The sequence below is a fragment of the Acidobacteriota bacterium genome, assembly GCA_016715115.1.
GTDB lineage: Bacteria > Acidobacteriota > Blastocatellia > Pyrinomonadales > Pyrinomonadaceae > JAFDVJ01.
Map to the genome: position 1 here is coordinate 351,608 of JADKBM010000004.1, position 14,231 is coordinate 365,838.

The window sequence follows — 14,231 nt, forward strand, 5'->3', positions numbered from 1 at the left end:
GTCGATGATCGATGATTTGCGTTCTCTCGCCTTTTTCAGTTTCCGCTGTGGAGAATTTCTCTTTCATCAACGAGCAGTTTTTCGCGGCGCACGTTGGCCCCGAAGCGACCGATCAACTCCTCGCCGGCGGTTGGCGGCACTTCGGCGAACACTACTTTCGTTACAACCTTGGGTTTTACGATTCGGAGATCCGGCGCGTCTTTGCCTTGAGGATCGACCTTTCTACCTTCAGCTTTTCGAAAAGCCAGCGCCGCACGCTGAAGCGCAACGAAGATCTTGAAACCGTTTTCAGGCCGGCGCGGGTCTCGGATGAGACTCACGACTTGTTCGATCGTCACAAACAGCGCTTTCAGCACGCCGTTCCGGAGTCGATCTACGACTTTGTCTCGCCTGAACCGGCGAGCGTCCCGTGCGAAGGCCTCGAATGCGCGGTTTACGACGGCGCGCGTTTGATGGCGGTTTCTTTCTTCGACGTTGGAAAAATCGCGGTATCGAGCATTTACGGAATGTTCGATCCCGAGGAAACCAACCGCCGTCTGGGAATCTTCACCATACTGCGCGAGATCGAGTTTGCTCTTGAATCAGGAAAAAAATACTATTACCACGGCTACATTTACGACGGCAACTCGTTTTACGACTATAAGAAGCGGTTTCGTGCGCTGGAGATTTACGACTGGAACGGAAGCTGGCTTAAGTTCCGTGATTGAAAATTCGCGGGACGTTTGAGCAAAAAAGAAAATCCCGGCGGTCTTTCGGATTTTCAACGGGGGTAGAAAATTCGAAATCGCCGGAAAGGGCGGCGCGGCTGAAAGTTTTTCAATGTCAAAGAGCGTGAACAAAACATTGAACAACTTAGTGCGCCGCCTTTCTTCTGTACGGCGACTCAGCCGATTAAGTTCAAATTGTTTGCACGCTCGGGCCTGATTTCGAACGGCGCCTGAATGAAGTTCGCCCAGTTCTGCGGCGTCGCGATCTCGACGTAGCGCGCCGTCATCTCCGGAGTAAAGACCTCGATCATAAACCGGTTCTCGACCCAGACCTCGATCAATTGAAACAATCCGCCGCCGCGGTTGGCCTTCATCACTCGCCAGCCTTCGCGATCGGCGATCGCCTGGACCTCGGATACGCTCAGCGGCGAATTGACGGCGAGATGAACCGAGACATACTTCGGCGAAGTCGGCGCGAACTGAAACGTGCCTTCGAATTCTTCGGTCGGCGTCTCGATGCTGAAATTCTCATCCGATGGAAATCCGTTTCCGGGAATAAGCTCGATATTGGCCGGCACAAATTCAACGGCGCTGCCGCGGCCGTCGTCGGCGAATACGATGAACCCGCCCGGACTCGGTGGAAAAGGAAAAGCGTAGCCGTTCCAAAGCTCGGCCATTACGTTTGCTACATTTTCGGGATTCTCGACCCCAACTGAAATGTGATTGATCATTGCGAATTATTGCTCCTGTATGAAATTGCGTGAACGTCGCCCCGCAATCATTAACGCGCAACAATTCTTGAAAAAAGATCATTGGCACTTCGGATTTGTTTGGAGTTCCGCCTTCAGGCGGCATAAACACTGTGCCACGTCGACGCGCGCCGTGTTTTGGCCGCCTGACGCGGGATTCCAAGCGAAGATCACAGATCCGAAATCAACCTGATGTATCGTTTTGAATCGAATTTCTTCCCGGTCGAATTCGAGGTCATATATCGGATCGTCCCGAAAACCGGGCGCTCCATCCACGGGCGGTCGTGTTTGCCGAAACACCAGAGAATTCCGGCATAGCTGTTCGGGTCGCGACCGTCGAGGGCGTATTTGTTGTTCAGATGAACCAACGTCTCGAACGCTTCCTCGTATGAACGCGACCAGGCGATGACGTTTTTCCCCCAGAGCATCCGGACATAGTTGTGGATCTCGCCGGTTTTTACCAGCTCGCGCTGCGCGGCGTTCCAAAGCTCGTCGTGCGTTTCGGCGTTCTCCAGCTGATCAAGCGTGTAACGATAATCGCGCGGGTCATCAGCGTGTTTGCGCATCGTCAGTTGAACCCAAGCAGGCAACGAAGTCAGCGAATCGTAATTCGGATTGAACCGCGTGAAGTTGAACGAAAGTTCGCGCCGGACGATCAGTTCTTCAAGGTACGCATCCTTCGATTCCTGCGGTGCGTCAGCATTGGAAACCTCGATCGCGATCTCTACCGGCGACAAGAATCCGAAGTGAAGATACGGCGAAAGGCGCGAGCTGCCGTCGCGTTCGGGCTTGTTGCGGGCGTGCGAGTAATCGGGGAGAATCTCGTCGACGAATTTCTTAAGTCGCGCTCGTCCGTTTGCCGTTCCGCCCCTGTAAACCTCGGACGGCGCAACCGAATGATCGATCGAGCAACCTCCGACAAGCTTCGGGATGTCATCGACGAACGTTTCCGGACAATCGACCTCAAGTCGATCGGCTCGAACCGAAACTTCCGATTCCGAAAACGGCTTCAAATAATCGCCGAGCATCCGCCGGATCTTCGGACGAATCGTGTAGGCCGCGTATTCTTCCTTTTCAAAACGCGACATCGGAATCACGCCGTTCGAATCGACTGCGTAAACCGGAACATCGGCAAGGCTCGCGACCGTCCGATTGTGCGCCGGGATGATAAAACACGGATAGTCATCGGTAACGATCAGACACGCATCGGCGGCGAGTCGCTCGACGGTGTGCTTTGGAGAATTTTCGTCCTGCTGCAGATAGAAAATGTACCTGATACCGCGATTCGCAAACTCGCGGCGCTTTTCCTCGACGCCTTCGAGGATAAACGTGTGGATACGGTTGTTCGCCCACGGATAGTAATACTTCAGGCCTTCGTAAACGACGAGCGGAACGTTCATCGAATTCGCCTTGCGAATCGCGACCTCGAGCGCGTGGTTCTGCGCGACGCGCTTGAACATCTGCATCCAATAGAGAACGTATGATCCGCCGTTGTTTGGATTTTTGTCGTTGAGGAGTTGAACCCGCTCGCTGATTTGATACATATTAGTCAGGAAATCTTCTCGTTTTGAAGCCGGAATTGCAAAGCCGCGTCCGCGAAGCCGCCAGGATTCCCGGGACCGACGAACTGGTTGTTTAGATGAAAAAGAATGCCGCATTCATACTCCTGATCCTTCTGATCGCGACGATCCCGGTTACGGCTCAGGACTACCGACTGATCCAACGGGGCGTCGAATACGCACAGATGACGCGCGGGACAAAGGACGAGCCCGTTCGAATCAATCTCCTGAAACTCGACCTCAAGAAGGTCCGGCTCGACGTCGTTCACGCGTTCGACTCGGCGATCGGCGTCGAAACAACATCGGCGATGGCGAAACGCAAAGGCGCCCTGGCGGCGATCAACGCTGGCTTTTTCAGGCTCGACGCGAGCGCGTTTGCCGGCGAAGCGGCCGGCGTCCTGAAGATCGACGGACAATTGCTGAGTGAAAGTTACGCGGACCGCTCGGCGCTCGGGATATTGAATAGCCGATCCAAAACCGAAGTTCTTTTCGGGCGCCTCAATGCGTACGGCGCGATCGGGTTCTTTCAAAACGGAACGAAAAAGTTCGACGGCATAAATCGCGAACGAAAACCTAACGAGATAATTCTCTACACGCCCGCGATCGGAAAAACGCCGACGGTCCCGGTGACGACTACCGAACTGGTGTTTCGGCAATGCGAATTCGGTTGCAAACGCGTCGATGTCATCGAGAATCGAGGCGGCACGACAGTTCCGCCGGACGGCTACATCGTTTCCGTCGGTGAGACGGCAAAAGACGAGTATCTTGTCGAGGCAATGAAGAAACGTGCCATCAGCGGCTTAACGGAACGCACCTTGATCTTCGACGTGATGACGGTCGCGGGCGGCACTTCGAAACTGAGCGAACGGTTTGAAAAAGCCGAGGACATCGTGGCGGGCGTCCCGCGATTGATCCGCGACGGCAAGATCGACATCACGTGGAAGGAAGAAAAATCATCGCAGTCGTTCGCCGAAACCCGCCATCCGCGCACCGCCGTTGCAAAATTGAAGAACGGAAAACTGCTGCTTGTAACGGTCGACGGCAGACAGCCGGGCTACAGCGTCGGGATGTCGCTCACAGAACTTGCCGAATTCCTCCTCGAGATCGGTGCCGTCGAGGCGCTCAACCTCGACGGCGGCGGGTCGACCGCGATGTACCTCGACGGCAAGGTCGTCAACAAACCGTCCGACAAAGACGGCGAACGAAAGGTCAGCGACGCGATCTTGGTCTTTCCGCGAAAGTCGAAGTAGAATACGGGGAAAACGATGGCGATTGACCTTACAACTCAAATTCCGAATCCCGAAAAGCCCGGACTGACTTCGATTCCGCGTCTCGAAAACGGCGATCATCTGACGCGCGCCGAATTCGAACGGCGATATCTCGCAATGCCCGAAAAGGTCAAAGCCGAACTCATTGAAGGAAGGGTTTATATGGCTTCACCTGTTCGAATCGCTCACCACGCCAAGCCTCATAGTCGGATCATGACTTGGCTCGGAAATTATGTCGCGTTTACCGAAATCGCGGATTTCGCCGATAACTCAACGGTCCGGCTCGATCACGACAATGAACCTCAGCCGGACGCCGTTTTGTTCGTCAAAGAAGGATTCGGCGGAAATTCGTTCATTTCGGACGATGACTACCTTGAAGGGTCGCCCGAACTTGTCGTTGAAATCGCCTCGAGTTCGGCGTCTTATGACACGAACGAAAAGAAACGGGTCTATCAACGGAACGGCGTGAAGGAATACATCATCTGGCGGGTCGATGACAAGGAGATCGACTGGTTCGTATGGGACGAGGGCGAGTTCGTGAAACTTGAGCCGAACGCCGACTCGATCGTCGAGAGCCGATTCTTCGGCGGCCTGAGGTTGAATGTCAGGGCGATGCTGAACGACGATCTCAAGGCTGTTCTGAGTGAACTGGCGGCCGGGTTGAATTCCGGCGAACACGACGGGTTCGAAAAACGATTCACCTTAAAGAACTAGATTTTGGTAGCGCATAGGGGAATTGAACCCCTGTTTCGAGAATGAGAATCTCGCGTCCTAACCACTAGACGAATGCGCCAAGGGGATTTTGGATTGGTGATTTGGGATTTTGGATTTGTTCCTCTTCCCGAATTGACTATGTCTTTTGTAAACTGACCCACCGTAAAAGTCAATTCTCAGATCAGAATACTAGCGATCACCGAACGCTCGCGCGGACCGTCAAATTCGCAGAGATAAATTCCCTGCCACGTTCCGAGAAGCAGTTTGCCGTCCGAAAACGGCACGGTGACGCTCGATCCCATCAGCGAAGACTTGATGTGCGCGTCCGAATTATGTTCGTAGTGGCGGAAGCCTTCGCAGAACTGCGGGATCGTTTTCTTGAGAAACAACAGGATGTCCTGCTTAACGTCAGGGTCGGCATTCTCGTTAATAGTGAGTCCGCAGGTCGTATGTTGGGTGAAAAGTACGATGACTCCGGCGCCGGCTCCCGGAAGTAGTTCCCTCACTTGACGAGTGATGTCGACCAATTCCTCGCGTGAATTCGATTTGACCTTGATCGATTCCATTTATTGTCTTTCCACGATTCCAAATTCAAAGATTCCAAGATTCCAACGAATCCCTCCGTGGAATCTTGGAATCTGGAATCCTGGAATCTGGGAGCCTGTCGGAAAAATCGATCCCAGTGTGCGGAGCACACGCACGTACGATAGCACCACGTGAAGCGGAGCGGAACGTGGTGCTATCGCAAGTTCGCGTGCTCCGCACGCTTGAAGAAGCAGATTCAGTTCTCAAACCGCTTTTTTCCGACAGGTTCTCAGATTCCGAAATTCCAAGATTCCAACTAATTTCTCGGTGGATCGTTTCCGTTTATTGCCGTTCCAAAATTCCAAATTCCAGGATGCCGAATTCCAGGATGCCGAATTCCAAATTCCAAAATTCCAAGATCCCAACGAAGTTCTCCGTCGAATCTTGGAATTTGGAATCTGGAATCTGGAATCTGGAATCTGGAATCTGGAATCCAGAATCGAATCCAACGAAGTTGCAATCCTAGATGAAGAACGGCGCAAGCACGAGCGTGATCGTCGCCAGAAGCTTGATCAGAACGTGCAGCGACGGACCGGCGGTATCCTTGAACGGATCTCCGACCGTATCGCCGACGACCGCCGCTTTGTGCGCGTCAGAACCCTTGCCGCCGTATTCGCCGGTCTCGATGAACTTCTTCGCGTTGTCCCAGGCGCCGCCCGAGTTGTTCAGGAAGAGCGCCATCAGAATTCCGACGATCGTCGCGACCATCAAAAATCCGGCAACGACTTCGGCCCCGGTCGCCGCACTCGGCGACGCCGCGCCGCCCATCGTGTTGTAGAGCAGCCTGAAGACGATTCCGACCGCCACCGGCAGGGTGACTGCCAGGATTCCCGGTAGGATCATTTCGCGGAGCGCGGACTTGGTGACAATGTCGACCGTGCGTCCGTAGTCGGGCTTCGACGTTCCGGCCATAATTCCCGGATCGTTCTTAAACTGTGAACGCACATCCTCGATGACCGCCTGCGCCGCTTTGCCGACGGCTTTGATCGCCAGCGCGGCGAACAAGAATACGAGCATCGCTCCGAGCATACCGCCGATGAAGACCGCCGGTTTCGCAAGGTTGATCGATTCAAGCTTCAAGCCGAAATGCGCGACTTCGTCGAGATATGCCGAAAAAAGGAGGAACGCGGCAAGCGCGGCGGACCCGACGGCGTAACCTTTGGTCAATGCCTTGGTCGTATTCCCGACGGAATCGAGTTTGTCCGTTTTTTCGCGTACTTCTTCAGGCTGATTCGACATCTCGACGATGCCGCCGGCGTTGTCGGTGATCGGTCCGAAAACGTCCATCGCGAGTACGTAGCCGGCGGTTCCGAGCATACCCATCGTCGCGACGGCAGTTCCGAACAGTCCGGCTTTCTGAAGTCCAGACGCTTCGCCAAGGTAGAACGAAGTGATGAGCGCGACGGCAATGACGATGATCGGCATCGCAACGCATTCCAGTCCGACGGCGATGCCGTTGATGATGTTCGTCGCCGGGCCGGTGACCGACGCGTTGGCGATCGATTTTACAGGGCGGTACTCCGATTCGGTGTAGTACTGCGTAATGAAAAGGAACGCGACCGAGGTCAGAAGACCGATGATGCCGCACGCCCAGAAATAGATCCAGGCCTCCGGCGCCGTCGAAACGCCTTCCGCATTCTTCGGATTCAGGAAGAAGTAGCATGCGCCGCCAAAGAGCAGCGCCGCCAGCACGGCGGTCACATAGTATCCGGTGTTGAGGGCCTGCATCGGATTCTTGGTGTCGTCCTTGGTCCTGACGATCATCACGCCGACGATCGAGGCGATGATGCAAAGCGCGCTGACAACCAACGGAAACACGATCACGCCGAGTTGCTGCGAAGGCGAAAACAGTTTGGCGTTCGCTGCGAAGAGCGACGCGCCGAGGATCAGGGCGCCGATATTCTCGGCCGCCGTCGATTCGAAGAGATCGGCGCCGCGACCGGCGCAGTCACCGACGTTGTCGCCGACGAGATCGGCGATCACCGCCGGGTTGCGCGGATCGTCCTCGGGAATTCCGGCTTCGACCTTACCGACAAGGTCGGCGCCGACGTCCGCGGCCTTCGTGTAGATACCGCCGCCGAGCTGAGCGAAGAGAGCGACAAACGAAGCTCCGAAACCAAAACCGGCGATCACCAAAGGAACGTTTCGCGGATCGACGCCGGCCCACTGAACGAGCAGGAACAGGATCGAGATCCCGAGCAAGCACATCGCGACGACGAAGAGTCCGGAAACCGCTCCGCCGCGAAGCGCCGTCTGAAGCGCGTCATTGAGCGAACGCGTCGCGGCCGAAGCGGTGCGGATGTTGGTGCGGATCGAGATCCACATTCCGGTGTAGCCCGCGACGACGGAACACGACGCACCGAAGATGAACGAAGCGATCGTCCACAGCGCCAGCGGCATCGCTTTGAGCGGGTCGGCCTTGCTTTCGGGGCGAACGAACGCGTAAAGCAAAAACAGCAGAACCGCCACGATCACGGCAAAAATCCCGATCGTTTTGTTCTGCCGTGCCAGAAATGCTTCGGCGCCTTCCTTGATCGCGTTGGAAATGGTCTGCATCTCCGGCGTTCCGGTGTCGCGCTTCATCACGTTTTGGATCAGGAAAAATGCGAACCCGATCGCCAACGCGCTAATGATAAGAACCAGATAAAGTTCCACGTCTAAATCCTCTCTGTTAAGTTTTTAAGTTGAAAAGTGCGTGCCCTATTCGGCCAAAGAAAATTGTCCTTATAAGGTAAAAGGGGAATTATGGCCGATTTAGGGGCAAAGATTCAAATCAGACAACGGGTATTGGGGGATTTTTCCCGCAATCAAGGCATATTTGAGGGACGGGCCTATGTGTCGACGGCGGGGTTACTTCCGGCGAACGTATTTGAAGTCGTAACTTACGCTCCAGGTCTTCCCTTCATCCGTCGACGTTTCGGCCAGTTGGCGAACCGTGTTCTCATCTATCTTGAAAAACGTTAACCGCTGGAGCGTACGCTTGCCGTCCGGGCCGAAAGTCTCACCGTCAAACCTCATCGCGCCGTTTTCGAAAGTTCCCGAATACCTGAGCGCGCCGCCGGCGCTTCCGATCCACGATTGATACCATTTCTTCGTGCCGGGATCGTAGAAGTTTATGCTCTTGCCGTCGCCGCCTTGTGTCCCGACCCAGTTTTCCATCAGGCCGCAGCCGTTTGAGAAGAGCTGTATCGAGTTCGTCCCGGCTTTCTGTCCCGCAAGATTGAGAACGTCCCAATCGCCGAGCCAGAAGTCGAACTGACGCGCTTCGACGGAATACATACACGGCCGACGCGTGCGGTCGGCGATCTCAACCATCTTCTTGAAACGGACGTCCTTGCGAATGTTTTCGAGATCCGGATCGGTTTCGATATTCGGCGCGGCTCCGGCCTTGAGCGACTTTTCGAGCCATTCAAACGACGAGTCGGGATCACCCAGTTGCGAGTATCCGCAAGCGATGTTGTACATTGCGAGCGGATTTCCGGCAATCGAGACATTTTGTTTGAAAGCGGCTATCGCGTCGTTGTACCGCTTCAGCGAATGGAGCGACATCCCGAGAAAATACCACGCACGACCGTTCCGCGGCTCGTCTTTGGTCACCTCGCCAAACGCTTTTGCGGCCTCTTCAAATTTCTGTTGAAGATAAAGTTCGTTGGCGGCCGACATTTTCACTGACGCCGCTGGCTGCTGCGCAAAAACACTGGCGGCGGCGAACACGAACAGACAAAACAGGATCAAACGCATAGATTCTTACCTCGCTCGGAAGCGTGAAGCGTTCCGCGAAATGCAGACGGGCGACGTGAACAGGCAACTATGCTAACGATGTCGGCGGGATTTTGTTTCAGTTCGCGCGCTCTTTCATCAAATCGATGAAACGTTCGAAGAGATATTCAGAGTCGTGCGGCCCCGGCGCGCTTTCAGGATGATACTGAACGCTGAATGCCGGGAGATTCTTGTGCCGAAGACCGGCGACGGTCTGGTCGTTGAGATTGATGTGCGTGATCTCGACAGATTCCGGCAGCGACGCGGCATCGACCGCAAATCCGTGGTTGTGCGAGGTGATCTCGACCTTCCCGGTCGTCAGGTCCTTGATCGGCTGATTCCCGCCGCGATGGCCGAATTTGAGTTTGTACGTTTTTCCGCCAAACACCTGTCCGAGGATCTGGTGGCCGAGACAGATCCCGAACATCGGCACCCCGCTCGTGGTCAGTTTCCGGATTTCCGAAACCACCGGTTCCATCGACGCCGGGTCGCCTGGCCCGTTGGAAAGAAAGATACCGTCGGGCTTGAGCGCCAGAGTTTCGTCAGCCGAAGTTTCGGCCGGCACGACCGTGATCCGGCAGCCGAATTTTGCGAATTCCCGGAGCGAGTTCGTTTTCACGCCGAAATCGTAGGCGACAACGTGAAACTCCTCGGCGCCTGTCGCCGGAAAATCATACGCCGCGGCGGTCGTTACCGAGCTGGCAAGCTCGCGGTTCTCCATTTCCGGAGCCATTCGGACCTTTTCGAGCAGACTCTTCTCGTTGAGATCGACGGTTGAAATGACGGCACGCATAGCGCCTTTGTCGCGGATGTGCCGCACGAGCGCGCGCGTGTCGAGATTCTCGATGCCGACGATGCCATTGCGTTTGAGATACGAATCGAGCGTTTCGGTCGAGCGCCAGTTCGAAGCGATGCGGCTCGCTTCGCGGACGACGAAGCCTTCGACCCACGGACGGCGCGATTCGACGTCAGTTTCGTTGACGCCATAGTTGCCGATCAACGGATACGTCATACAGACGATCTGTCCGGCGTACGAAGGGTCGGTCAGAATCTCCTGATAGCCCGTCATCGAAGTGTTGAAGACCATTTCGCCGAAAACCTCGCCGTCGGCGCCAAAAGACGCACCGTTGAAGGTGCGTCCGTCTTCAAGTACAAGAATCGCTTCTTTGCTCAGGTTCATTGCTCTTGGTGATAGATCGTGCGAATTGGTGCCGGCGATCGACCGTCAACGATCCCCTTCGGCACGGATATCGTCGATCTTTTCCGCCTGGTCGAGATTGTACTCGCCGTGTTTCAGGAAACCTATACTTGACGGCGACCAGTAACGAAAAAACGCCTTGCCGTAAATGTACTTTTCCGGAACGAGCCCCCAGACGCGCGAATCCGAAGAGTTGTCGCGGTTGTCGCCCATCACGAAGTAATAATGCATCCCAACATCCTTCGCCGGCACGTTCGGCAGATTGCGGTTATGTTCCGCGTCCAGATAGCTTTCTTCAAGCTGTTTGTCGTTGATAAAGACCTTGCCGCTGCGAATCTCGACTGTCTCACCGGGCAATCCGATCACCCGTTTTACATAACTCTTGTCCGGATCGTTCGGATACCAGAAAACGACGATGTCGCCGCGCTCGAGGTGTCCCCAACTTACGCTCTTGATCTTATAGTAGATCAGCTTGTTGACGAGCAAGCGCTCGCCGTCGTGCAACTGGGGCACCATCGAGGTTCCCTCAACCACGACCGGCTGAGCGATGAAGACCCCGAAGAGAACGAAAACGACGATGATCAGAAAGATGTCGCGCGCAAGCTTGATCGTTTCCTGCCAGAGTCCCTGACGCGTTTCGCGGCGGACCTTTTGGACCTCGATGCCGGCATCGTCCGATACCGAGACACCGCCAAATTCGTATTGGTTTTTTCGACGAAAATCGAACATAATCAAACTTCTTTTCCGGATTAAATACTAGACCAGTCTCGGCCAGTTTCCAAACGCCTTCCGACTGTTGTTAGCCTCCGGAAGATCCGTCCGACTTATGAACGATTACATTCGCGGGTTGTTCCCGGCCGCGACCAAGCACACTTATCTGAACAGCGCCGCCGTTTCGCCGTTGCCGACAATCTCCGCCGACGCCGTAATGACGCAGTTGCGCGACGTTTCGGAGAACGGAACGCTACACTATTCCGACTGGATCGCGACCAAAAACCGGGCGCGGGCGCTGCTCGCCGAAATGCTGAACGTAACGCCGGAGAACATCGCGTTTATGCGCAACACGGCGGATGGATTCTCGAGCGTCGCGAACGGTATCGACTGGAACCACGGCGACAATATCGTCACTTTCGCGAAGGAGTTTCCCTCGAACTACTATCCTTGGCGACGTGTCAGAGACGACTTCGGGGTCGAACTTCGGGCCTGTCCGGAACGCGGCGGCCGGATCGACCTTAACGAGTTTATCGGCCTGATCGATCAGAGTACGAGACTGGTTGCGATCAGCGCCGTTCAGTTCGCGTCCGGATTTCGCGCCGATCTCGAACGCATCGGCCGCGCCGCCCGTGCGCGCGATGCGCTTTTCGCCGTCGATTTTATCCAGGCGCTTGGCACGACGCCGTTCGACCTGCCGGCGCAGTTCGTCGACATCGGCGCCGGCGGAAGCCACAAATGGCTATGCTCGCCCGAAGGCTGCGGAATCCTTTACCTGAGCGAGCGTGCCCGGGAACGTGTGAAACCGACGTTCGTCGGTTGGATCAGCGTCGAAACGCCTTGGGACTTTGACGACTACGAGCAACCGTTCAAACCGAACGCGCTCGCCTGGGAATCGGGAACCGGCGGCGCTTCTTTGTTTTACGGTCTCGAACAAAGCCTGAGGCTTTTGGTAGATGCCGGCGCCGAACGGATCGAGCGCCATCTGGAAGTTCTCACAGACGATCTTTGCGAACGACTGCGCCCAACGAATTACGATGTGGTAAGTTCGCGCGCGAAGGGCGAAAAGTCGCAGATCGTCTGCATCAAACATCGCGGCGCGCTGACTTCGTCGGAGATCGCGAAGCATCTTGAATCGCGGAACATCATTGTTTCGCCGCGCGGCGACCGTTTGCGGATCGCGCCGCATTTCTTCAACAACACCGGCGACATCGAGGTTTTGACGGCGAATTTGCCGAACTAAGTTCAAATTCCCGATCAATGGCGTCAACGTGTTTCAAAAATGAAGCCGTTGTGGGGTAAAATAACGGAAAATCCATTAAACTCTTTTGTCCGGGATGGCATCTTAGCAACGATTTTCAAGGGTTTTGGGTTGATTGATTGAAAGTGGGTTTGGAGGACGAAATGATTCGCAAGAGTTTTATTACATCGCTGTTTACAATTGCTTTTATCGCCGTCGGCGCGGTCGCTGCTCTGGCACAGACAGGTGCGCCCGTCGGGGGACAGATTCTTTTGAAAGACGCAGACGGCAAGACGACGCCGGTCGTCGGAGCGTTGGTAGAGGTTTTCCGCGTCGATATCAAAGCCAAGTTCCCGTCCGACAAGACAGACAAAAAAGGCTATTTCAAGTATGCCGGCCTGCCGTTCGGTGCGGTGTTCGCGCTCTCTATCAGCGGACCCGGGATCTCTCCCGAGATTTATCCGGGCGTCCGTGCAGGCGATGACAAACTTGTTATTTACGTTCGCGCCGGCAACGGTCAGGTTTGGACGGAAGAGGAAGTTCGAACGGCGCTGGCCAATATGACCACGACCACCACGCAGTCGACAAAGGAAAGCGAGGAAGACAAGAAGAAACGCGAAGAGCAGGACAAACAGCGGGCCGAGGTCGAAAACAAAAACAAAAAGATCCTCGAAACCAACCAGATCGTCGATCAGGCGGTCGCGGTCGGAACCAAGGCGCTGAACGAGAAGAATTATGATCTTGCCGCCACTGAGTTTGAAAAAGGCTACAACGCCGACCCGACCTTTGCCGGAACGGCTCCGTTTTTCCTGAATTCGCTTGCAACGACGTTGGTTGCACGCGGAACCGACAAATACAACGAATCGGTTCTGTCCAAAGATCAGGCCGTCAAGGCGGCGGCGCGCGAGGCGGCGAAGAAGGATTTCGATGATGCCATTGCCGCGTGCGAAAAATCGCTCGAAGTTCTGAAGTCCGCGACATCGACCGACCCGAACACCCAGAAGAACTATGAAGCGAACCGTTTCAAGGCGATCGAGACCCGCAAGATCGCGTTTCGGTTGATGGCACAAACCGGCGTCAATCGCGAACGCGGCAAGGACGCTGCGGTCGCATTTGCCGAGTATCTTGCGGTGGAGACCGACCCGGCGAAGAAGATCAAAGGCGAGATGGATTTGGCGATGACACTGCTGGACTCGGTCGAGTTTGAGGCCGCAATCGTCGAGTTTGAGAAGATCCTGGTAACTGATCCGAACAATGTCGATGCGCTTGTCGGTCGCGGTTTGTGCCTGGTTACTATCGGTTATGTAACGATGGACACCGATCAGGCGAAAGGGAAGGCTCAATTGCAGGACGCGGCGAACACGCTTCAGAAGTACGTGGATCTCGCGCCCGAAGGTCACAAATTCAAGAAAGACGCGCTTGAGGCGATTACGGCGCTGAAAGACATCGTCACGCCGCAGAAAACGAACACTAAGACGACCACGACCAAGAAACGCAACTAGTCTGACTGAAATTCACCTTTCAAGCCGCGTCCGCAATGGCGCGGCTTTTTCCTTTTTTTGAACTCTCTTTTCCGTTTCAGATCGCACTCGTTTCCGAAAAGAAATCTTGACAGCCGCGGCTCGAAACACGTATCATCAATTATCAACAGTGTTTAGCACCGTTGATATGACACTCACCAGCAAAGTGATCTGATCGTTTAGACAGTTCGGTAAGGCCCTCAAAGCAAACACGTTAAGGG

At 55.0% G+C, this 14,231-nt stretch carries 13 protein-coding genes and 1 tRNA gene; 5 read left to right on the top strand and 9 right to left on the bottom strand.

Annotation, left to right across the window (positions count from 1 at the left end; translation table 11 throughout):
• Positions 1–11: 11 nt before the first annotated feature.
• The gene (locus IPN69_03755; GenBank protein ID MBK8809830.1) at positions 12–707 is read left to right on the top strand and encodes an arginine-tRNA-protein transferase; all 696 of its coding nucleotides are present in this window, start codon (positions 12–14) and stop codon (positions 705–707) included.
• Between the two features lie 176 nt (positions 708–883).
• On the opposite strand, the gene IPN69_03760 is transcribed toward IPN69_03755, so the two are convergent.
• Together IPN69_03760 and IPN69_03765 are read right to left on the bottom strand one after the other, a co-directional pair.
• A complete protein-coding gene (locus IPN69_03760; GenBank protein ID MBK8809831.1) occupies positions 884–1,438 on the bottom strand; it encodes a hypothetical protein in 555 nt (184 codons plus the stop codon).
• Positions 1,439–1,626: 188 nt separating this feature from the next.
• Positions 1,627–3,000, bottom strand: a complete 1,374-nt coding sequence (locus tag IPN69_03765) for a deoxyribodipyrimidine photo-lyase (protein ID MBK8809832.1) — start codon at positions 2,998–3,000, stop codon at positions 1,627–1,629.
• 95 nt (positions 3,001–3,095) lie between these two features.
• Here IPN69_03765 and IPN69_03770 point away from each other — a divergent pair, with 95 nt between their 5' ends.
• Positions 3,096–4,265 (top strand): phosphodiester glycosidase family protein, encoded by a 1,170-nt coding sequence (locus IPN69_03770; protein ID MBK8809833.1) that lies wholly within the window; start codon positions 3,096–3,098, stop codon positions 4,263–4,265.
• Positions 4,266–4,280: 15 nt separating this feature from the next.
• Complete coding sequence (locus IPN69_03775; protein ID MBK8809834.1) at positions 4,281–4,997, top strand: Uma2 family endonuclease; 717 nt, start codon at positions 4,281–4,283, stop codon at positions 4,995–4,997.
• Positions 4,998–5,001: 4 nt separating this feature from the next.
• Here IPN69_03775 and IPN69_03780 read toward each other — a convergent pair.
• The 7 genes from IPN69_03780 to lepB form a co-directional block, all read right to left on the bottom strand.
• Positions 5,002–5,076: transfer RNA gene (locus tag IPN69_03780), tRNA-Glu, on the bottom strand.
• Between the two features lie 97 nt (positions 5,077–5,173).
• Positions 5,174–5,563 carry a YjbQ family protein gene (locus tag IPN69_03785; protein MBK8809835.1) on the bottom strand — a complete coding sequence of 130 codons (390 nt, stop codon included), beginning with the start codon at positions 5,561–5,563 and terminating at the stop codon, positions 5,174–5,176.
• 275 nt (positions 5,564–5,838) lie between these two features.
• Entirely contained in the window at positions 5,839–6,042 is a 204-nt protein-coding gene (locus tag IPN69_03790) for a hypothetical protein (GenBank protein ID MBK8809836.1), read from the bottom strand.
• Positions 6,043–6,044: 2 nt separating this feature from the next.
• A complete protein-coding gene (locus tag IPN69_03795; GenBank protein MBK8809837.1) occupies positions 6,045–8,237 on the bottom strand; it encodes a sodium-translocating pyrophosphatase in 2,193 nt (730 codons plus the stop codon).
• 195 nt (positions 8,238–8,432) lie between these two features.
• Positions 8,433–9,323, bottom strand: a complete 891-nt coding sequence (locus tag IPN69_03800; protein MBK8809838.1) for a tetratricopeptide repeat protein — start codon at positions 9,321–9,323, stop codon at positions 8,433–8,435.
• Positions 9,324–9,420: 97 nt separating this feature from the next.
• Positions 9,421–10,521, bottom strand: a complete 1,101-nt coding sequence (gene carA / locus IPN69_03805; GenBank protein ID MBK8809839.1) for a glutamine-hydrolyzing carbamoyl-phosphate synthase small subunit — start codon at positions 10,519–10,521, stop codon at positions 9,421–9,423.
• A gap of 45 nt (positions 10,522–10,566) precedes the next feature.
• On the bottom strand, positions 10,567–11,268 hold the full coding sequence (gene lepB / locus IPN69_03810) for a signal peptidase I (protein ID MBK8809840.1): 702 nt from the start codon (positions 11,266–11,268) through the stop codon (positions 10,567–10,569).
• A gap of 97 nt (positions 11,269–11,365) precedes the next feature.
• Here lepB and IPN69_03815 point away from each other — a divergent pair, with 97 nt between their 5' ends.
• Positions 11,366–12,493 (top strand): aminotransferase class V-fold PLP-dependent enzyme, encoded by a 1,128-nt coding sequence (locus tag IPN69_03815; protein MBK8809841.1) that lies wholly within the window; start codon positions 11,366–11,368, stop codon positions 12,491–12,493.
• 161 nt (positions 12,494–12,654) lie between these two features.
• Positions 12,655–13,992, top strand: a complete 1,338-nt coding sequence (locus IPN69_03820; protein MBK8809842.1) for a hypothetical protein — start codon at positions 12,655–12,657, stop codon at positions 13,990–13,992.
• The last annotated feature ends 239 nt before the right edge of the window (positions 13,993–14,231 follow it).